This window comes from Lysinibacillus sp. G4S2, from assembly GCF_030348505.1.
In the GTDB taxonomy this organism is placed as follows: domain Bacteria; phylum Bacillota; class Bacilli; order Bacillales_A; family Planococcaceae; genus Lysinibacillus.
This window is the reverse complement of sequence record NZ_JAUCFJ010000002.1, coordinates 4810680-4830529: the sequence shown is the minus strand read 5'-3', so window position 1 is coordinate 4830529 and position 19850 is coordinate 4810680. Positions and strand designations below refer to the sequence as shown.

Genomic DNA, 19850 nt, shown 5'->3' with positions numbered 1-19850 from the left:
GTTGATTGTAGTGGAGGCTGAGCGACTCCTTGGGGATCAGTGTTACAGATGAGACCCTGCAGCGAAGCGGATGTTTTCTGTGCGAAAGCGAAGCGTCAGCGGCAAATGTTTTATCTGTGCGAAAGCGAAGCGACAGCGGCAAATATTTTATCTGTGCGAAAGCGTAGCGACAGCGGCAAAGCGCCCAGTCGGAACGGAAATCAACCCTACACTATGGTCATGGGCTTATGAAAATGCGCACCTAAATTAAATATTTAATCATGCTGTGAAACTTCTTATTGTTTTCAAACGTATGAATTATAAGGGAAAGAGCCGTCTCAAAAATACAGTTGAGACGGCTCCTTTGACTAAGAAGGATTTTGTGCTTTACTTGTAGAATTTTTACTGTCTGAGGAAGTTTGAGCAGAAGTGGAGTCAGATTGCTTTGAAGCAGTTGCAGTTGATTCTGACGTATTTCCAGTTATAGCAGAGGAGAAATCCTTCATGAGTTTATTGATTTGTTCAGATGACATAGAATTTTGGCCACTGAGCATACTTTGCATAGAGCTATTATTGCTGTTATTGCTGGTGTTGTTGTTGCTGTTGTTGCTGTTGTTGTTCATAGCGCTATGCATTGTACAGCCCATTAAGGCTTTAGTTGGGCAATATTTAAAGATGCCCTCAGCCATTTTCATGGCACCTAATGCAATCATCAATCGACCTGTCGTACAATTAGGATTTCTTGAGACTTTAGCGATACCAAATGCCGTCATACTTGTACCCATGGCAAAGCGACAGAAGGCATTTTTTTCACTTAAATTAGTTTCGTGCATTATCATATTTCCTCCTTTAGTCATTGTGGGAAAAATAAAGCGGGGTGCACTTTGCTTTATGAAAGTGCTGTGTTACGATTGGAACAAGATGATTGCATAAAGCACTAATTTAAGTGTTTATGCAGTAGTAGTATGTGATTTCGCGTCAGATTTACACAATGAAATTTTACGCAATTTAGGAAGGAGAGAATAGAATGGATCCAGTATGGAAAATTACTGAATTACGTCAACAATTGGCTGTAATTGATGGCAAAAAAGCACCGGATATTGTGTTGAAAAATGCACGTTATTTACATAGCATGCTTAAACAGTGGGTAGTAGGGAACATTTGGATTTTGGGAGACCGTATTGTCTATGCTGGTGATAGAATGCCTCCGTTAGTAGAAGGGACAGAAGTGGTCGATTGTACGAATAAAACGATTGTACCAGGATATATTGAACCGCATGTTCATCCATTCCAGTTATATCATCCACAATCTTTTGCTGATTTTTGTGGACAGTTAGGAACTACAACTTTTATTTCTGATAATTTAGGCTTCGTTTTATCTTTAGAAAATAAGAAAGCGTTTTCAATTTTAGACGATTTGAAAGAGCTACCGTTTTCATTTTACTGGTGGACACGTTTTGATTCGCAAACTGAAATGGAACAGGAGGGAGAAATTTTCTCCAATACGTCCATTTTAGAATGGTTAGAACGAGATGATGTTTTACTTGGAGGAGAATTAACGGGCTGGCCAAGGTTGTTACGTGGGGATGACCAAATGCTATATCGTATGCAAATGGCTAAGGGCTTCGGAAAAAAAGTAGAAGGGCACTTCCCAGGAGCATCAGAAAGAACTTTAGCACGTATGAAGCTACTTGGTGCAGATGGTGATCATGAAGCTATGACGGTGGAAGAAGTGGAGCGACGTATTATGCAAGGATATGCTGTAACGCTACGTCATTCTGCAATACGTCCAGATTTACCAAACCTATTAAAGGGAATCGTCGAAAAAGAGCTACCTATTTTTGACCATTTAATGATGACAACAGATGGCTCGCCACCTTCATTCCATGAGGATGGTGTGATGGATAAATGTATTCAGGTAGCCTTAGATGCTGGTGTAGCACCAATAGATGCCTATCAAATGGCCTCTTATAATGTGGCTCGCTATTATAATATGTCTAACTTACATGGCTTTATCGCAACTGGTCGATTTGCTTCTCTAAACATTTTACAAGATGAATGGCATCCTGTTCCTGAGAGCGTCCTATCAAAAGGAGTTTGGTTAAAACGAGATGGAGAGCAAGTGCAGAGGCTTGCTGCAATTGATTATTCAGCGTTTCCTGAATTTAATTTAGATTTTTCGTTAACGTCACATGATTTTCAATTCTCGATGCCATTTGGAATTGAGCTAGTAAATGATGTTATTACGAAACCATATAACTCACTAATTACTAGAGAAGGGCAGCTTGCAGATCATGATGAATGCTATTTAATGCTCATCAATAAAGACGGTAATTGGCATGTTAATACGATGGTTAAAGGCTTTGCTACTAGTATTCAAGGCTTTGCCTCCTCTTATTCGAATACAGGCGACATTTTACTTATCGGAAAAAATAAAGACGATATGATAAAAGCCTTTGAAGAAATGAAGGCAATGCGAGGTGGGATCGTCCTTGTTGAAAAAGGAGAAGTCATAGCTACTGTACCATTGACTATTGGTGGTATTTTATATGATGGCGATGTTAAGGAGCTAACAGAAAAAGAGAAGACTTTAAAACAAGCATTAGCAGAACGTGGTTACCACTTAGGAGACGCAATTTATTCTTTATTCTTTTTACAATCTACTCATTTACCATATATCCGTATAACACCAAAAGGGATTTTTGATGTTATGAAGAATAAGTTATTATTACCAGCAGTTATGCGCTAGTCGAAGTTTTCTATAGCGTCTATGGATAAAGGAGAGTAATGCTTGTGCTTAAATCGAAGAAACTATTTATCGCTATGGCTTTTAGTACCTTATTGATAGGGGGATGTTCAAAGGATTCGTCGGAAGTGAAAGAAGACGATACGAAAAAGGCTGATGAAGAACCAGCTGTTGAAGAGACTATAAAAGAAGAGACGAATTTTGCTCCATTGACAGGTGAGGCTGTTAAAGAAGAAATCACACAACGCCCAATTATTGTTACTATTAATAATCATCCAGCAGCACGTCCACAATCAGGTATAGGTGCAGCAGATATTATTTACGAAATGTTAGCAGAAGGCAATGTAACTCGTCTTTTAGCGGTCTATCAAAGTGAACTGCCAGAAAAGGTAGGACCTGTCCGCAGTGCTCGATCTTATTTTGTTGATCTTGCAAAAGGCTACGATGCATTTTACGTAGCACATGGCTATAGCCCAGAGGCAAAATCCTTGCTTAGTAATAATGTAGTCGACAATATAAATGGTATGGATTATGATGGTACACTTTTTAAACGTTCAAAAGAACGTGTTGCTCCACATAACTCGTATATTACGTCTGAAAATATAGTAAATGGAGCTGAAAAAGTGGGCGCTTCAATGATTTACCGTGAAAAAGTAAATCAGGCTTTTTATGAACCCGATGAACGTGGTAAAATAGGCAATGAAACAAGTCAAATTGACATTTACTACGGAAATAGTGAATATTTCCATAATTCATATGTGTATGATCATGAAAGTAATCGTTATGGACGACAATCGGCTGGCGTTGACACAAAGGATATGTTAACAGACGAATCATTAGCATTGGCAAATGTTCTATTTTTTGAAATGAAACATCAAACTATTGATAATGAGGGACGCCAAGAAATTGATTTAACTTCTGGTGGAAATGCGTATGTATTTCAAAATGGCTATATGAGAGAAGTCAAATGGGCTAATATTGATGGAATACCGATGGCTGTAGAAGAGTCTGGGGAGCTTGTAAAGCTAGTACCAGGGAAGTCTTGGGTACATTTCGTACCATCTTCACCAGGGTTACAAGCAATGGTGAAAACACAGCCTTAAAGGGAGGGAAATTGCATGCAAATCGAAAAAATTCGAGGGCATCAAACAGATCAATTATTTAAAGCAGTGTTAGAGCTGAAAGACATCGAAGAATGCTATAAGTTTTTTGATGATTTATGTACGATTAGTGAGATTCAATCGCTGGCACAACGCTTTGAGGTTGCACATTTACTACGTTTAAAGAAAACCTACGAATCCATTAAAAAGGAAACAGGTGCAAGTACAGCAACTATTTCACGTGTACGTCGTTGCTTTGATTATGGGAACGATACATATGATGAAATGTTAGGTCGTTTGTATCCAGATGAAAAGCCGTTTCAAGCACCAAAAGAATAGTAGGTAAAGAGGCTGGGTAGAGGTTCTGCTCAGCCTTTTTCATTTTTTTGTCGACAGTCATAAGCTATACTTGTAAACGAATAGATAGAAAATGATAGGTGGTAAAATAGATGGATTATTTAGAATGGAGACATGTGTTCAAGCTAGACCCAGCTAAAGATATTTCAGATGAGGCACTAGAAAGAATTTGTGAATCAGGTACAGATGTTATTATAGTTGGCGGAACAGACGGTGTAACTTTAGATGGTGTATTAGATTTGCTTGTGCGTGTAAGACGCTTTGAAGTACCGATAGCGCTTGAAATTTCTGCGATTGATTCGGTAACACCAGGCTATGACTATTATTTCATTCCAACCGTGTTAAATAGTGATGATCCAAAGTGGATTAAAAATTTACATCATGAAGCCATTAAGGAATATGGAGATATTATGGTGTGGGATGAATTAGTTGCTGAAGGTTATTGTATTTTAAACCCGGCCTGTAAAGTAGCAGAAGTAACGAATGCGAAAACGGATTTATCAATTGATGATGTTGTTGCCTACGCACGAATGGCAGAAAATTTCTTTAGATTACCTGTATTTTATATAGAGTATAGCGGTACTTATGGTGATATGGAGGTTGTAAGTGCTGTAAAAAATGAACTGAAAAATACGCGACTGTTTTACGGTGGTGGCATTACATCTGCTAAGCAGGCAGCGGAAATGGCGAAATACGCAGATACCGTAGTGGTTGGTAATATTATTTACGAAGATTTAAAAGCTGCACTTGCGACTGTTAAGGCTGTAAAAAATAATATATAATTTAAGAACAAATGTTTGTAAGGTGGTGCGAAATGGAGCAGTTAACGAAAAATTTATTAGCAGGTATGAACCCTGAGCAGGAAAATGCGGTAAAAACAACTGAAGGACCGCTTCTCATTATGGCGGGTGCTGGATCGGGGAAAACGCGTGTATTAACACATCGTATTGCATATTTAGTAATCGAAAAAGAAGTATATCCATCAAAGATTTTAGCAATCACATTTACAAATAAAGCGGCCCGTGAAATGAGAGAGCGTATAGATGGCATTCTTGGTAACGGAACTGGTGATAGTATGTGGGTGTCAACATTCCACTCGATGTGTGTACGTATTTTACGACGTAATATTGATCAGCTTGGGATATCACGTAACTTTTCAATTTTAGATTCCACCGATCAGCTATCAGTTGTCAAAAATGTTATGAAGGATGAAAATATTGACACGAAGCGTTTTGAACCACGTGCCATTTTAAATGCGATTAGTTCAGCAAAAAACGAATGTATAGCTGCGGACGATTATGCAGGTCAAATCAATGAAAATAATCCTTACGAAAAAACGATTGCCCGTGTTTATAAAGGTTATGAAAAAAGACTACGCCGCAATCAATCCCTCGATTTCGATGATTTAATTATGATAACTATTACATTGTTCAAGCGTGTACCAGAAGTGCTTGAATATTATCAAAATAAATTCCAATACATTCATGTAGATGAGTATCAAGACACAAACAAATCCCAATATTTACTAGTTCAGATGCTTGCTAAAAAATTTAAAAATATTTGTGTTGTAGGGGATTCAGACCAATCGATCTATCGTTGGCGTGGTGCGGACATTGGTAATATTCTGTCATTCGAAAAAGATTATCCAAATGCTAAGGCCATTATGCTTGAGCAAAATTATCGTTCGACAAAACGCATCCTACAAGCGGCAAATGACGTCATTCAAAATAATACAACACGTTATCCAAAAGAACTGCGTACAGAAAATGCAGAAGGTGAAAAAATCGTATTGTACAAAGCGTATAACGAGCAAGAGGAAGCACAATTTGTTGTACAAACAATCCAACAGCATATTCAAAAAGAAAATCGTTCATTTGATGACTTTGCGATACTCTATCGTACAAATGCTCAGTCTCGTGTGATGGAGGAAGTGCTTGTTAAGTCCAATATGGCTTATCAAATAGTTGGTGGTACTAAGTTCTATGATCGTAAAGAGATTAAGGATTTACTTGCCTACTTGCGCCTAATTGCCAATAATGATGATGATTTATCGCTCGCACGTATTATTAATGAACCAAAACGTAGTATTGGTGCTACTTCCTTTGAAAAAATGGCGCGCTATGCGATTGAACAAGATCGCTCTATTTTTGATGCCATGAATGATCTTGTGTTCATGGGGCTTACAGGGAAGGCTGCTAATTCAGCTGAGCAATTTTATGCGATGATTAAAGGTTTTACAGAGATGCAAGAGTATTTATCGGTGACAGAAATTGTAGAGCAGGTTATTGACAAATCTGGTTATCGTGCAATGCTACAAAACGAAAAGACGATTGAAGCAGAAAGTCGCTTAGAAAATATTGAAGAGTTTTTATCAGTAACTAAGGCTTTTGAAGAGCGTAGTGAGGACAAGAGCTTAGTTGCCTTTTTAACAGATTTAGCGCTAATTGCAGATATTGATGCACTTGATAAAGAGGATGCATCGAAGGGCAACATTATTTTAATGACGATGCATGCCGCAAAGGGCTTAGAATTCCCAATTGTCTTTATCATCGGAATGGAGGAAAATATCTTCCCGCATTCTCGTTCACTTGATGATATGGATGAAATGGAGGAAGAACGTCGCCTTTGTTATGTGGGCATAACGCGCGCAGAGGAACGTTTATATTTAACGAGTGCACAAAGTCGTACGATTTTTGGTCGTTCAAGCTATAACAATGCATCACGCTTTTTACGTGAAATTTCGGAGGATATTACAGAATCAATATCCAAAGGCGGTGCGAAGCCTGAAGTTCCGTTTGCTACTAGTAACCGTTCGGCAGGAGGCTATCAAAAACGTACACTTGGAGCGGTTCAGAAAACACAATCTGCGACATCTCGTTTACAAACAACTGGTGGAGATCAATATGGCTGGAAGGCCGGTGATAAGGCAATCCATAAAAAATGGGGAACAGGTATGGTTGTCAGTGTAAAAGGTGAGGGTGATAGTACAGAGCTAGATATCGCCTTTCCTCAGCCTATTGGCATTAAACGATTACTGGCACAATTTGCACCTATTGAAAAAGCGTAAGCGGAGGAACTTAAATGAACGAAATAGAACAGCGTATCGTTGAGTTAAATAAATTGTTACATGAATATGGCCATGCCTATTACGTGTTAGATAAACCTGTCGTAGCCGATAGTGTTTATGACCAACTATTACACGAACTTATTGCATTAGAGGAAGCAAATCCGTCACTAATTTATCCAGACTCACCGACTCAGCGTGTTGGAGGAGCGGTGGTAGAAGGTTTTAAAAAAGTGACACATGATTATCCTATGCTAAGTCTATCAAATGCTTTTAATGAAGAAGATTTGCGTGAATTTGACCGTAAAGTGCGTCAAGCGATCGGTGATAACTTTTCCTATGTTTGCGAGCTGAAAATAGATGGTCTTGCCATTTCTTTAAAATACGAAAATGGCGTTTTTGTACAAGGGGCAACGCGAGGAGACGGAGTTGTAGGAGAAGATATTACAACAAATTTAAAAACGATTCGAGCAATACCTCTTCGATTGAAGGAGCCTATCACAATTGAAGTTCGTGGTGAGGCGTATATGCCTAAAAAATCATTTAAAAAATTAAATGCTCAACGTGTTGAAAATGGTGAAGAGTTATTTGCCAATCCGCGTAATGCGGCTGCTGGCTCTTTACGGCAGTTAGACCCTAAAATAGCAGCGAGTCGTCAGCTATCAACCTTTATTTATGCGATTGGGGGAGATGGTGAGGCTTATGGTATCGACGGTCACGCAGAGATGCTCGATTATTTAGAGGGACTAGACTTCCCTTCAAATAAAGAGCGTCAACGCTGTTCAACGATAGAGGAGGTACTAGCCTTTATCGACAAATGGACTGAAAATCGTCCGAATTTAGCCTATGAAATTGACGGTATTGTCATTAAGGTGGACCGCTATGCACAGCAGGATGAACTTGGTTATACGGCAAAGAGTCCACGTTGGGCAATTGCCTATAAATTCCCTGCTGAAGAAGTAGTCACAACATTACTTGATATTGATTTAACAGTAGGGCGTACAGGGATTGTTACACCAACTGCCATTTTAGCACCTGTTCAAGTGGCAGGTACGACTGTTCAACGTGCATCGTTACACAATGAGGATTTAATTCGAGATAAAGATATTCGACTAGGAGATACAGTCATTATCCGTAAAGCTGGAGACATAATTCCACAAGTTGTAGGTGTAATACTAGAGCAGCGCCCTGAGGACTCGGTTCCATACGTAATGCCTGAAAATTGTCCTGTTTGTGATAGCGAACTTATTCGTATTGAAGGTGAAGTGGCATTGCGTTGTGTAAATCCTGCATGTTTTGCACAAATTGCGGAGAGCATTAAATATTTTGTCTCACGTAATGCAATGAATATTGATGGTCTTGGTGATAAGGTTGTTGAGCAATTATTACGTGCAGATTTAATTCATGATGTCTCTGATTTATATCACTTAACAGAAGAACGACTTGTTGAGCTTGAGCGTATGGGAGAAAAATCTGCAACGAATTTAGTAAATGCTATTCAGGCCTCCAAGGAAAATTCGATGGAGCGTTTACTAATTGGACTAGGTATACGACATGTTGGGGAAAAAGCAGCGAAAATCGTTTCCGAGGAATTTGGAACGATGGAAGCGGTTATGGCAGCAACAGAGGAGCAACTGGTAGCAATCCATGAGATTGGTGATAAGATGGCTTCCTCGCTTGTCGAGTATTTTTTAAACGAGGATGCACGTGCAGTCATTGGTCGCCTTGCTGAAGTAGGCGTCAATATGACGTATAAAGGTAAAAAGATAGAGGTAGCTGTAGGGGATAATCCTTTTGCAGGTAAAACAATCGTATTAACTGGTAAACTTGAGCAATTGACACGTAACGAAGCAAAGGCGAAAATAGAAGAGTTAGGTGGTATTGTTACAGGCAGTGTCAGCAAAAAAACTGACCTTGTCATTGCGGGAGCAGAAGCGGGTTCTAAACTAACAAAAGCCGAGCAATTAGGTATTGAAGTTTGGAATGAAGACAGCCTGATTGAACAACTTAACCTCGTCCAATAATATTTTAAGATGAAAAAATAGACTTTAGCTGATTCCAGTGAAACAGCTAAAGTCTTGACGAATTGTCCTAGCTGTTTAGGAGGAAAACAGGAGTTTTTCAAAATTCTGTTCACAGATTCGTCAAGCAGAAAATGAAAATCAGTAAAGGAGTATTAAAATAATGAAGTCATTTCGACTCATTCCAGCAATTGTCGCTGCTGCAATGCTAGTCGGCTGTGTGCCTACTAAAGAGAAGGACACAGAGCTAACAAAGGAGACGCAACAGGAGAAAGCGGAAACAACGATTATTCCAAGCTATAAGATTGATGATTCTTACTATAGAACGCTAACTCCTTATAAAAAAAGTGCTAGCAGAGGATTAGTAGTTTCAAATATTTTTACAAAATATGATATGAAGGAAGTAGAAACAGGTTTAATGCGTCTTTCTCAAAACGAGTTTGATACAGAAGACTACTACTTCCAGGAAGGGCAATATTTAGCGGAAAGTACAGTGACCGAGTGGCTGAAGCGCAGTTCACAAGGTAAGGAGGGGTTAAATCCTCCAACGACGGACTCAATGCCTGCAGAGGAACGTGCGAAGAAAGCCCCAATCTATTTATCACATATTGTTGAGCAAAATTATTTAACAAAAACAGATGATGATAAAGTGAAATTAGGCGGTATTTCGATAGGACTTGCCTTAAATTCTATTTACTATTATCAAAAAGAAAAGTATGGGGAGTACTATGAGGAACCAATTCCAGAGGCTAAGCTTATTGAGGAAGGAAAGAAGATGGCTGCGGAAATTGTGTCCCGCTTAAGAACTCGTGATGAATTGAAAGATGTACCGATTGTAGTAGGTTTGTTTAAGCAGAAAGCTCGCAATGACATTGTTCCAGGAACGTATTTTAGCTATGGCGTAGCAAAAGCTGGAGAAAACGATATTGCTGATTGGAAAGCTATTGATGAAGAGTATGTACTGTTCCCAACGGCTGAATCAGAGGATGTATATCGAGATGTTAGCAATAACTTTAAGAATTTCAAACAAGATGTAGATAAATATTTTTCTAACTATACTAGTGTGGTAGGAACAGGTTTCTATCAAAATAAAAAAATTCAAAAGCTAACGATTGAAATCCCAATCCAATTCTTCGGTAAGGCTGAAATTACTGGCTTTACTCAATATTTAACAGGTGTTCTAATCAATCAATTTGATAATATTAACGTTGAAGTAAGTGTTACCTCGATGAACGGTCCAGAGGCACTAATCATTAAAAAAGCCAACGAAAAGGAACCACTCGTCCATATATACTAAAATATAGTCAGCCTCGTGCTGACTATATTTTTTTGGGTGCAGAAGAAATGAAAAAAGTCGAAGCGACGGATAGAACTATCAAAGCGACGGATAAAAGAGCTGAAGTGACGGATAGAATCGTCGAAGCGACGGATAAAAGAGCTGAAGTGACGGATAGAATCGTCGAAGCGACGGATAAAAGAGCTGAAGTGACGGATAGAATTATCAAAGCGATGGATAAAAGAGCTGAAGTGACGGATAGAATTATCGAAGCGACGGATAGAAGAGCTGAAGTGACGGATAGAACTATCGAAGTGACGGATAAAAGAGCTGAAGTGACGGATAGAACTATCAAAGCGACGGATAGAAGAGCTGAAGCGACGGATAGAACTATCAAAGTGACAGATAGAACGTCATATTCGTATTTCGAGATCTTCCAACTTGTCGCAGGAGCACATTGATGCGGATCTTGCATTGCCGTGGAAAGCAAGTCTTATAAAGCTGAGAACAGTCACTAGAGACAACACTTCGTCATAGTAGTGAAAGTTTCTATATTTTTGGTGAAAGTTGTGATTTTTAATATGAAAAATGTTATGATTATTTGCATGGTTAAGTTTATTCAACCCTATTGTTATCGATAAAAACAATGAATTGAATGGTATTCGGAGGTGTGAAAAATGGCAAAATTAACAAAAGAAGAAGTTAAGCACGTTGCAAATTTAGCGCGTCTTGCAATTACAGAAGAGGAAGCAGAGAAATTTGCTGAGCAGCTTGGGAAAATTACAGACTTCGCAGAGCAATTAAATGAGTTAGATACAACGAATGTTGAACCGACAACTCATGTTTTACCACTAGTAAACGTAATGCGTGAAGATGTGGCAACAAAAGGCTTAGACCGTGAAGTAATGATGTTAAACGTAAAAGAACAAGAAGATGGTCAAGTAAAAGTACCAGCTATCATGTAATACTAAAACATAGGAGGATTCCTCATGACGTTATTTGAACGTTCAGCAAAGGAGCTACAAGCTGATATTAAAGCGGGTAACCTAACAATCGCTGATTTAACAAAAGAAGCATACGAACGTGTGGCGAAGCTTGACGGAGATGTACAAGCTTTCCTTGCTTCAAACGAAGAAAAAGCAACTGCACAAGCAGCTGAAATGGACAAAGTGCCATTTGAAGAGCGTGGACCACTTTTCGGTCTACCTATCGGTGTAAAAGACAACATCGTTACAGAAGGCTTAGAAACAACTTGTGCTTCTAAAATTCTAGAAGGCTTTATGCCAATCTATGATGCAACAGTAGTTAACAAGCTACGTGAAGCAGGTATGGTTACTATCGGTAAATTAAACATGGACGAGTTTGCAATGGGTTCTTCAAACGAAAACTCATACTATAAAACAACAAAAAATCCATGGAACTTAAACCACGTACCAGGTGGATCTTCAGGTGCGTCTGCAGCAGCAGTAGCAGCAGGTGAAGTACCATTCTCACTTGGTTCTGATACAGGTGGTTCAATCCGTCAACCAGCAGCTTATTGCGGTGTTGTAGGGATGAAGCCTACATATGGTCGTGTATCGCGCTTTGGTTTAGTGGCATTTGCATCTTCTTTAGATCAAATCGGGCCTATTACACGTAATGTTGAAGACAACGCTCTATTACTTGAAGCAATTGCAGGTTTAGATGCAAACGATTCAACTTCAGCAGACGTAGAAGTACCAAACTACGTAGCAGCCCTTACAGGTGACGTAAAAGGCTTACGTATCGCCGTGCCAAAAGAATTCCTTGGTGAAGGTGTTGGCGAAGCAGCACGTCAATCAGTGCTTGAAGCATTAGAAGTATTAAAAGGCTTAGGTGCTACAGTGGAAGAAGTATCACTTCCTCACTCGAAATACGCACTTGCAGCTTACTATATCCTGTCTTCTTCTGAAGCGTCCTCTAACCTATCTCGTTTTGATGGTATCCGCTATGGTTTCCGCGCAGAAAACGTTAATAACTTAATGGACCTTTATAAAGAAACACGTGCACAAGGCTTTGGTGATGAAGTAAAACGTCGTATCATGCTTGGTACTTACTCACTAAGTGCAGGTACGTATGATGCTTACTACAAAAAAGCTCAACAAGCACGTACACTGATCAAAGCAGACTACGACAAAGTATTCGAAGACTTTGACGTAATCATTGGACCAACTTCTCCTACACCAGCATTTAAAATTGGTGAAAACGTCGATGATCCAATGACGATGTATGCGAACGATATTTTAACGATTCCAATGAACCTAGCTGGTGTACCAGCCATCTCAATCCCATGTGGTTTTGAAAATGGACTGCCACTAGGCTTACAAATTATCGGTAAATATTTCGACGAAGCAACAATTTACCGTGTAGCTCATGCTTTTGAACAAGCAACGGAGTTCCATAAACAAGTTCCTCAAATTTGGGAGGGAAAATAACATGAACTTTGAAACAGTCATTGGTTTAGAAGTACACGTTGAGTTAAAAACGAACTCAAAAATCTTCTCACCAGCACCAGCCCACTTCGGTGCTGAACCAAATACAAATACTACAGTTATCGACCTAGGCTATCCTGGTGTCCTTCCTGTACTTAATAAAAATGTTGTTGATTTCGCAATGCGTGCATCACTTGCACTTAACATGGAAATCGAACAAGAAACAAAATTTGACCGTAAAAACTACTTCTATCCAGATAATCCGAAAGCTTATCAAATTTCTCAATTCGACAAGCCAATCGGTAAAAACGGCTGGGTTGATATCGAAGTAGATGGTTACACAAAACGTATTGGTATTACTCGTCTTCATATGGAAGAAGATGCTGGTAAACTGTCTCACAGTGGCGACCACTCTTTAGTTGACTTTAACCGTCAAGGTACACCACTTGTAGAAATCGTTTCTGAGCCAGATATTCGCACGCCGAACGAAGCGTATGCGTATCTTGAAAAAATAAAATCAATCATCCAATATTCAGATGTTTCAGACTGTAAAATGGAAGAAGGATCTTTACGTTGTGATGCCAACATCTCAATCCGCCCATATGGTCAAGAAGAATTCGGTACGAAAACAGAGCTTAAAAACTTGAACTCATTCAACTATGTTCGTCGTGGTTTAGAGCACGAGGAATTACGCCAAGCGGATGTACTTCTTTCAGGTGGAGTAATTGAGCAAGAAACTCGTCGTTTTGATGAAAAAACAGGTAAAACAATCCTTATGCGTGTGAAAGAAGGAACAGACGATTATCGTTACTTCCCAGAGCCAGACTTAGTACGTCTATCGATCTCTGATGAATGGTTAGAGCGAGTAAAATCAGAAATTCCAGAGCTTCCAGACGCTCGTAAAAAACGCTATGTTGAAGAATTAGGCTTAACTCCATATGATGCAGGAGTTCTTGTTATTTCAAAAGAAATCTCAGACTTCTTCGAGGCTATGGTAGCTAAAGATGCGGATGCTAAGCTTTCTGCAAACTGGCTTATGGGTGATGTTTCTGCATACTTAAATGCAGAACAAAAAGACCTTAAAGATACTGCATTAACACCAGAAAACCTTGCGGAAATGGTGAAATTAATCACTGACGGTACAATTTCTTCTAAAATCGGTAAAAAAGTATTTGCTGAATTAGTAGAAAACGGCGGCTCTGCAGGAGAAATCGTTAAAGCAAAAGGTTTAGTTCAAATTTCTGATGAAGGTGCATTACTTGCGATCGTTACAGAAGTTCTAGACAACAATGCCCAATCAATCGAAGACTTCAAAAACGGTAAGGATCGTGCTATTGGCTTCTTAGTTGGTCAAATTATGAAAGCAACTAAAGGTCAAGCGAACCCACCAATGGTTAATAAATTATTACAACAAGAAATTGCAAAACGTTAATTTCAATTACAACAGAAAGCCAAGAGAGCAAATTCGCTTTCTTGGCTTTTTATTTTTAAAAAATAATACATACTAAACATTCTTTGAGGTATCATTCAAAGTGTTCGACAAGCATTCAGTCAGCGGGGCAGTCGCTGGTATGCTTAGGTAAGTTACACATCGTGTCTTCCCTCAATTTTAATGTGGAATTATAATAAAAAATGGCTCATCCCCAAAAGTTGTCGATGAAATTTGTTAAGTGGAACGGAAATCAACCACACGTTTTGGTGATAAGACTAAAAAATACCAACTTAACACTTTATGGTTGTCTAAAAAGAGTATTCATAGCAAAATATAGAATAGAACATGATATAACATTAGGAGGTCAATCGATGAAAACAGAACAACAATATTTCAATGATGCGATTTCGATGCAACAATATATGGATAATATGACTACGTTAAAAGAGGAAAGCTTCCGTATTTATGATAGCTTTGAGGTGCCAACAAATGATGGCTTTATCGAGCTACTGAAGGACAAGCAACCAAAAATTTTAACAATTACTGAGGATTGGTGCGGGGACGCGATGTTAAACAATCCAATTATTCGTCGAGTTGCAGAGGCAGCAGGAGTAGAAATGCGTGCAGTACTACGTGATGCTGATACAGATTTAATTGATCGCTATTTAACAAACGGTGGCCGTGCAATTCCGATTTATATTTTATTAGATGACGCAGGTCAGGTTGTTGGAAAATGGGGACCACGTGCACCAGAATTACAGGAACTAGTAGTGAGTAAACGAGCTAGCTTACCTGATAAAGAAGATCCTACATTTGAAGATGCACAAAAGGCGTTATATGCAGCAATTCGTGAAGAGAATATTACTGATAAATCATATTGGACATTTGTTTATGAGGATTTTAAAAAGCAAGTAACAGCTGCGTTGAAATAATGGTAGATCACACGGCAGCACATCAGAGAATAGGATATGTTTGCCTTTATTGACTATTAAAAGGCTCATCACCAAAAGTTGTGGATAACATTAGTTAAAACGTATGCTATGTATATAAGTTGATTGGAGTGGAGGCTGGGCGACTCCTTGGGGATTAGCGTCACAAATGAGACCCTGGAGCGAGCATCGCGAGTGAAGCGGCTCATCGGACGCCCCCAGGAAAGCGCCCAGCTGGAACGGAAATCAACCACACGTTTTGGTGATGAACCTATTAAAAGTTCAATGCAACAATTAAACGTATAATACGTTGAAAGAAATAGAATCTTATGAAGCGAAGAAGGTATGTTATGAAACGAGCAAGAATCATTTATAATCCTACATCTGGACGTGAAGTGTTTAAAAAGCATCTACCAGAAGTATTGGAAAAACTAGAGGTAGCAGGCTATGAGACATCTTGTCACGCAACAACTTGCGAAGGCGATGCAACCGTTGCGGCAAAAGATGCAGTAGAACGTGGCTTTGATATAATCATTGCAGTTGGTGGAGATGGCACTTTAAATGAAGTTGTTTCAGGTGTGAGTCCATTTGAAAATCGTCCGAAAGTTGGTCTAATTCCGATGGGCACAACGAATGATTTCGCCCGTGCAGTGCAAATCCCTCGTAATATTGCAGATGCCGTTGAGATTATAATAAAAGGTGAGACGTTGCCAGTGGATGTGGGTTTATTAAATGGAGAACGCTATTTCATCAATATTGCAGCCGGTGGACGCATTACAGAGTTAACTTATGAAGTACCAAGTAAAATGAAAACAATGCTAGGACAGTTAGCTTATTACTTAAAAGCAGTAGAAATGATTCCATCGATCAAAGCTTCCCACATGCGTATCGAATATGATGGTGAAGTGTTTGATGGGGATGCCATGATGTTTTTATGTGGCTTAACAAATTCTGTGGGTGGCTTTGAAAAGCTTGCACCAGACGCAAGTATTAATGATGGCTACTTTACTTTAATCGTATTGAAAAAAGTAAGCTTGCCTGAATTTATTCAGCTTGCTGCAATGGCATTAAGAGGCGAGCATTTGAATGATGATCGTGTTATTTATAAAAAGGCAAGTGTTGTAAAAGTATCTACTGAAGACGAAATACATTTAAACTTAGATGGTGAATATGGTGGAGACGCACCTGCAACATTTGAAAACCTAAAGCGCCATATTGAAATCTTTGTTCCACTAGAAGATATTCGGGAGAGTGACCGTATATAACGGACATTAAAAGCGGAGCTCTGTTTCATTCAGTTGAGAGGACTAGCTCAATTAAATTCAGGTAACTAATGCCTGATTCGCTTAATACACGTGAAGCACTAATTAGATATCTGAACGTTCGAATAGTTCAGAAAACTAAAAATCATCCCTAATAATTGGGATTGTGAATGAATTAAGAAAAATGTTTGGCAAAAGTGCGTATATTACTTGAACAAAATTTGAAACCTTTATAATAGGCCGGAATTTCGGTCCATTATAAAGGTTTTTTTCGTTGCAATAGTGGAAAATAAGAATAAGGGAAAGGAAAGGAAGTGTTGGCTTTGTATAAGTCGCAGGAAAGAAAGCTCATATGGCTAAGCTTTGGCGTTGGAATTATTATGCTACTTTCCATGCTTGGAAAAATATTTGGAAGTTAGGGGGGCAATGAAATGGTGAATGAATCAGCAGTCTTTTGGAGTAGAGCATTAACGGAGCTGACTTTATCGTTCCATATTATTTATGCGACGATCGGTGTTGGTGTCCCATTAATGATTATGATTGCTCAGTGGACTGGGTATAAAAAGAATGATGAGCACTATATTTTAATGGCAAGACGTTGGGCACGAGGTTTTGTTATTACAGTTGCAGTCGGAGTTGTAACCGGGACGGCAATTGGCTTACAGTTGTCTTTACTATGGCCGAATTTTATGCAGCTCGCCGGGCAAACAATTGCATTACCGCTCTTTATGGAAACGTTTGCATTTTTCTTTGAAGCCATCTTCTTAGGGATCTACTTATACACTTGGGATCGCTTCGATAGTCAGAAAAAGCATATGCTGCTATTAATTCCTGTTGCTGTCGGTGCTTCAATGTCAGCCGTATTTATAACAATTGTTAATGCGTTTATGAATGCACCTCAAGGGTTTGACATTGTGGACGGACAGCTTGTAAATATTCAACCTTTCTTAGCAATGTTTAATCCAGCAATGCCGACAAAGGTAGCGCATGTTCTCGTTACAGCTTATATGACAGCGGCATTTGTGTTAGCGGCAATTGCAGGATACCGTATGCTTAGAGGCTCTAAGCATGTGTACCATAAAAAATCATTATATTTACTTATGAAGATTGGCCTGATTTTCTCCATTGCAGCAGCGATTATTGGAGATTTTTCAGGAAAATACTTAGCAGAATATCAGCCAGAAAAACTAGCTGCAGCTGAGTGGCATTTTGAAACAGACGATAAAGCTTCGCTTATACTATTTGGTGTATTAGATGGTGAGGAAGTAAAATATGCCATTAAAATACCTTATGCTCTAAGTATTTTAGCGCATAATAATCCAAACGCAGAGGTAATTGGCTTAGATCAATATCCTGAAGAAGATCGACCACCACTTTATATTCATTACCTCTTTGATCTCATGGTGTTTATTGGCATGTTTATGGTATTAGTTTCACTGCTTTACGTAGTCGGAAAAGCACGTGGTTGGCTATTTATCCATTCACGTTGGTTTAGATGGATTGTTGTTGCAGGTGGACCACTTTCAATTATTGCGATTGAAGCAGGTTGGTGGCTTGCTGAGGTTGGAAGACAGCCTTGGATCTTATATGGTTTAATGCGAACACCAGAAGGGGCCACAACGAGTGACCATGTGGATTTAATGCTGCTGTTATTTGCTGGTGTGTATGCTGTATTGGCAATAGGAAGTATTGTCGTTTTAGTTCGTATGTTCAAAAAGAATCCAATTGAGCGAGAAATAGAAGATCGTCATTCTGAAAAAGGCGGTGACATCTTATGACACTAGAGATTCTAGGTATTTCAGTATTGTGGATTTTCCTATTTGGCTATGTCATTGTAGCTTCGATTGACTTTGGTGCAGGCTTCTTCAATGCCTACAGTCTACTCGTTGGGAAAAATCATATTTTAACAAATATTATTAAGCGTTATTTATCACCTGTTTGGGAAGTAACCAATGTCTTTTTAGTATTCTTCTTTGTTGGGATTGTTGGATTTTTCCCGCAAACAGCTTTTTATTACGGAACAATTTTACTTGTTCCAGTGAGTATTTCACTTGTACTGCTTGCCATACGAGGCTCCTACTATGCGTTTGAATCATATGGTACACGTGGCCATATCGGGTACACGTTAACGTATGGTATAGCAGGATTACTCATTCCAGCCTCACTTTCTGTTGTCTTTGCGATTGCTGCTGGCGGCTATGTTGATATGGTTGACGGGCAACCTGTCCTAAATTACTGGACATTGTATACGAGCCCATTTGCTTGGAGTATTGTCGTACTGAGCATTGCAGCGGTACTCTATATTTCAGCCGTGTTTTTAACATGGTATGCTCATAAAGCAAAGGATGTAGAAGCAACAAAACTAATGCGAAAATACGCACTTGTTTGGGCGGTACCTTTAATGGTGAGCGCGCTTGGTATTATGTATGAAATGAAATCGATCAACACTGAAATTTACAATAATATGGTTAATTTATGGTGGATGTTTGCCATTTCAGCCGTACTATTTATCATTACTGTCGTGCTAGTTTGGATGCGAAAAAATTACGGCCTGGCAGTGGGACTATTGATTGCACAATTTGCCGTGGCATTCTTCGCTTATGGTATCGCTCAATATCCATATTTACTGTATCCGTATTTAACGATTTACGATAGCTTTACAAGTACACAAATGGCGATTGCACTCGTCATTGCATTTATCTTAGGACTATGTCTGCTTATTCCATCACTGTTCTTATTGTTGAAATTATTCCTATTCAACAAAAATTACGTAACAGGAAAAGAAGACAATCACGCATAGGAGGTTAGAGTGATGGAGAAATTTCTCATGTTTTATGCGCCATTTCTAGTAGTCATCATCGGTATTGCTTTTGCTTTCTGGTGGGCACCAAAAGATCACCATGTAACAAAAGAGGAAGGAAAGAGTCGCGAATAGCGGCTCTTTTTTCTACTTGTGTAAAGGGAGGGTAATATGTATCGGCTCGGGTGCTCAGATAGGGGAGCTGGTTATTTTTTTGCTTGCCTGAGCAGTTTGAGGGGAGAGAGTAGATCAGGCTAATCTGAGCAGTTTGGGATGATACCTGATCACTTCTCTGCTGTACCCGAGCGGTTTGAGGCGATACCTGATCACATTCTTGGTTTACCCGAGCGGTTCTGGGTGATACCTGATCACATTCTTGGTCTACCCGAGCGGTTTGAGGCGATACCTGATCACATTCTCGGCTTACCCGATCA

19 protein-coding genes are annotated in these 19850 nt (G+C 39.2%); 17 read left to right on the top strand and 2 right to left on the bottom strand.

Features of this window, described 5'->3' with window-relative positions:
* The first annotated feature begins 48 nt into the window (after positions 1-48).
* Positions 49-231 (top strand): hypothetical protein, encoded by a 183-nt coding sequence (locus QUF91_RS24725; protein WP_289419708.1) that lies wholly within the window; start codon positions 49-51, stop codon positions 229-231.
* A 116-nt stretch (positions 232-347) separates the two neighbouring features.
* Here QUF91_RS24725 and QUF91_RS24720 read toward each other — a convergent pair whose 3' ends face one another.
* Positions 348-812 carry a YgaP-like transmembrane domain gene (locus QUF91_RS24720; protein ID WP_289419707.1) on the bottom strand — a complete coding sequence of 155 codons (465 nt, stop codon included), beginning with the start codon at positions 810-812 and terminating at the stop codon, positions 348-350.
* A 194-nt stretch (positions 813-1006) separates the two neighbouring features.
* Here QUF91_RS24720 and QUF91_RS24715 point away from each other — a divergent pair, with 194 nt between their 5' ends.
* From QUF91_RS24715 to QUF91_RS24685, 7 genes are all read left to right on the top strand, one after another.
* On the top strand, positions 1007-2728 hold the full coding sequence (locus tag QUF91_RS24715) for an adenine deaminase C-terminal domain-containing protein (protein WP_285397053.1): 1722 nt from the start codon (positions 1007-1009) through the stop codon (positions 2726-2728).
* Between the two features lie 44 nt (positions 2729-2772).
* Positions 2773-3828 (top strand): DUF3048 domain-containing protein, encoded by a 1056-nt coding sequence (locus tag QUF91_RS24710; RefSeq protein ID WP_285397052.1) that lies wholly within the window; start codon positions 2773-2775, stop codon positions 3826-3828.
* Between the two features lie 15 nt (positions 3829-3843).
* Complete coding sequence (locus QUF91_RS24705; RefSeq protein ID WP_004225717.1) at positions 3844-4164, top strand: YerC/YecD family TrpR-related protein; 321 nt, start codon at positions 3844-3846, stop codon at positions 4162-4164.
* A gap of 110 nt (positions 4165-4274) precedes the next feature.
* Complete coding sequence (pcrB, locus tag QUF91_RS24700; RefSeq protein ID WP_285397051.1) at positions 4275-4964, top strand: heptaprenylglyceryl phosphate synthase; 690 nt, start codon at positions 4275-4277, stop codon at positions 4962-4964.
* Positions 4965-4996: 32 nt separating this feature from the next.
* The gene (pcrA, locus tag QUF91_RS24695) at positions 4997-7249 is read left to right on the top strand and encodes a DNA helicase PcrA (protein WP_289419706.1); all 2253 of its coding nucleotides are present in this window, start codon (positions 4997-4999) and stop codon (positions 7247-7249) included.
* A 14-nt stretch (positions 7250-7263) separates the two neighbouring features.
* Positions 7264-9270: an NAD-dependent DNA ligase LigA gene (ligA, locus tag QUF91_RS24690; RefSeq protein ID WP_289419705.1), complete on the top strand. Its 2007-nt coding sequence runs from the start codon at positions 7264-7266 to the stop codon at positions 9268-9270.
* Positions 9271-9430: 160 nt separating this feature from the next.
* On the top strand, positions 9431-10564 hold the full coding sequence (locus QUF91_RS24685; protein ID WP_289419704.1) for a CamS family sex pheromone protein: 1134 nt from the start codon (positions 9431-9433) through the stop codon (positions 10562-10564).
* 22 nt (positions 10565-10586) lie between these two features.
* Here the strand turns inward: QUF91_RS24685 and QUF91_RS24680 are convergent, their stop codons facing one another.
* Positions 10587-11033, bottom strand: a complete 447-nt coding sequence (locus tag QUF91_RS24680) for a hypothetical protein (protein ID WP_289419703.1) — start codon at positions 11031-11033, stop codon at positions 10587-10589.
* A 187-nt stretch (positions 11034-11220) separates the two neighbouring features.
* On the opposite strand from QUF91_RS24680, the gene gatC reads away from it, so the two are divergent.
* From gatC to cydS, 9 genes are all read left to right on the top strand, one after another.
* Complete coding sequence (gene gatC, locus QUF91_RS24675) at positions 11221-11508, top strand: Asp-tRNA(Asn)/Glu-tRNA(Gln) amidotransferase subunit GatC (protein WP_010857153.1); 288 nt, start codon at positions 11221-11223, stop codon at positions 11506-11508.
* A gap of 24 nt (positions 11509-11532) precedes the next feature.
* On the top strand, positions 11533-12996 hold the full coding sequence (gene gatA, locus QUF91_RS24670; RefSeq protein ID WP_285397046.1) for an Asp-tRNA(Asn)/Glu-tRNA(Gln) amidotransferase subunit GatA: 1464 nt from the start codon (positions 11533-11535) through the stop codon (positions 12994-12996).
* A 1-nt stretch (position 12997) separates the two neighbouring features.
* A complete protein-coding gene (gene gatB / locus QUF91_RS24665; protein ID WP_285397045.1) occupies positions 12998-14425 on the top strand; it encodes an Asp-tRNA(Asn)/Glu-tRNA(Gln) amidotransferase subunit GatB in 1428 nt (475 codons plus the stop codon).
* Between the two features lie 371 nt (positions 14426-14796).
* Positions 14797-15357, top strand: a complete 561-nt coding sequence (locus tag QUF91_RS24660) for a thioredoxin family protein (RefSeq protein WP_285397044.1) — start codon at positions 14797-14799, stop codon at positions 15355-15357.
* Positions 15358-15504: 147 nt separating this feature from the next.
* A complete protein-coding gene (locus QUF91_RS24655; RefSeq protein ID WP_289419702.1) occupies positions 15505-15660 on the top strand; it encodes a hypothetical protein in 156 nt (51 codons plus the stop codon).
* Between the two features lie 44 nt (positions 15661-15704).
* On the top strand, positions 15705-16619 hold the full coding sequence (locus QUF91_RS24650) for a diacylglycerol kinase (RefSeq protein ID WP_285397042.1): 915 nt from the start codon (positions 15705-15707) through the stop codon (positions 16617-16619).
* A gap of 428 nt (positions 16620-17047) precedes the next feature.
* A complete protein-coding gene (locus QUF91_RS24645; RefSeq protein WP_285397041.1) occupies positions 17048-18394 on the top strand; it encodes a cytochrome ubiquinol oxidase subunit I in 1347 nt (448 codons plus the stop codon).
* Complete coding sequence (locus tag QUF91_RS24640) at positions 18391-19416, top strand: cytochrome d ubiquinol oxidase subunit II (protein ID WP_285397040.1); 1026 nt, start codon at positions 18391-18393, stop codon at positions 19414-19416. The genes QUF91_RS24645 and QUF91_RS24640 overlap by 4 nt, the downstream gene beginning before the upstream one ends.
* A 12-nt stretch (positions 19417-19428) precedes the next feature.
* Positions 19429-19551 carry a cytochrome bd oxidase small subunit CydS family protein gene (gene cydS / locus QUF91_RS24635; RefSeq protein WP_285397039.1) on the top strand — a complete coding sequence of 41 codons (123 nt, stop codon included), beginning with the start codon at positions 19429-19431 and terminating at the stop codon, positions 19549-19551.
* The last annotated feature ends 299 nt before the right edge of the window (positions 19552-19850 follow it).

What these genes read in the sequence shown, in the direction of transcription:
- pcrA (WP_289419706.1), top strand. Translation starts at nt 4,997, where the DNA reads ATGGAGCAGTTAACGAAAAATTTATTAGCAGGTATGAACCCTGAGCAG.
- QUF91_RS24715 (WP_285397053.1), top strand. Translation starts at nt 1,007, where the DNA reads ATGGATCCAGTATGGAAAATTACTGAATTACGTCAACAATTGGCTGTA.
- QUF91_RS24685 (WP_289419704.1), top strand. Translation starts at nt 9,431, where the DNA reads ATGAAGTCATTTCGACTCATTCCAGCAATTGTCGCTGCTGCAATGCTA.
- QUF91_RS24660 (WP_285397044.1), top strand. Translation starts at nt 14,797, where the DNA reads ATGAAAACAGAACAACAATATTTCAATGATGCGATTTCGATGCAACAA.
- QUF91_RS24720 (WP_289419707.1), bottom strand. Translation starts at nt 812, where the DNA reads ATGCACGAAACTAATTTAAGTGAAAAAAATGCCTTCTGTCGCTTTGCC.
- QUF91_RS24705 (WP_004225717.1), top strand. Translation starts at nt 3,844, where the DNA reads ATGCAAATCGAAAAAATTCGAGGGCATCAAACAGATCAATTATTTAAA.
- cydS (WP_285397039.1), top strand. Translation starts at nt 19,429, where the DNA reads ATGGAGAAATTTCTCATGTTTTATGCGCCATTTCTAGTAGTCATCATC.
- gatB (WP_285397045.1), top strand. Translation starts at nt 12,998, where the DNA reads ATGAACTTTGAAACAGTCATTGGTTTAGAAGTACACGTTGAGTTAAAA.
- QUF91_RS24725 (WP_289419708.1), top strand. Translation starts at nt 49, where the DNA reads ATGAGACCCTGCAGCGAAGCGGATGTTTTCTGTGCGAAAGCGAAGCGT.
- QUF91_RS24645 (WP_285397041.1), top strand. Translation starts at nt 17,048, where the DNA reads ATGGTGAATGAATCAGCAGTCTTTTGGAGTAGAGCATTAACGGAGCTG.
- pcrB (WP_285397051.1), top strand. Translation starts at nt 4,275, where the DNA reads ATGGATTATTTAGAATGGAGACATGTGTTCAAGCTAGACCCAGCTAAA.
- QUF91_RS24650 (WP_285397042.1), top strand. Translation starts at nt 15,705, where the DNA reads ATGAAACGAGCAAGAATCATTTATAATCCTACATCTGGACGTGAAGTG.
- ligA (WP_289419705.1), top strand. Translation starts at nt 7,264, where the DNA reads ATGAACGAAATAGAACAGCGTATCGTTGAGTTAAATAAATTGTTACAT.
- gatA (WP_285397046.1), top strand. Translation starts at nt 11,533, where the DNA reads ATGACGTTATTTGAACGTTCAGCAAAGGAGCTACAAGCTGATATTAAA.
- gatC (WP_010857153.1), top strand. Translation starts at nt 11,221, where the DNA reads ATGGCAAAATTAACAAAAGAAGAAGTTAAGCACGTTGCAAATTTAGCG.
- QUF91_RS24640 (WP_285397040.1), top strand. Translation starts at nt 18,391, where the DNA reads ATGACACTAGAGATTCTAGGTATTTCAGTATTGTGGATTTTCCTATTT.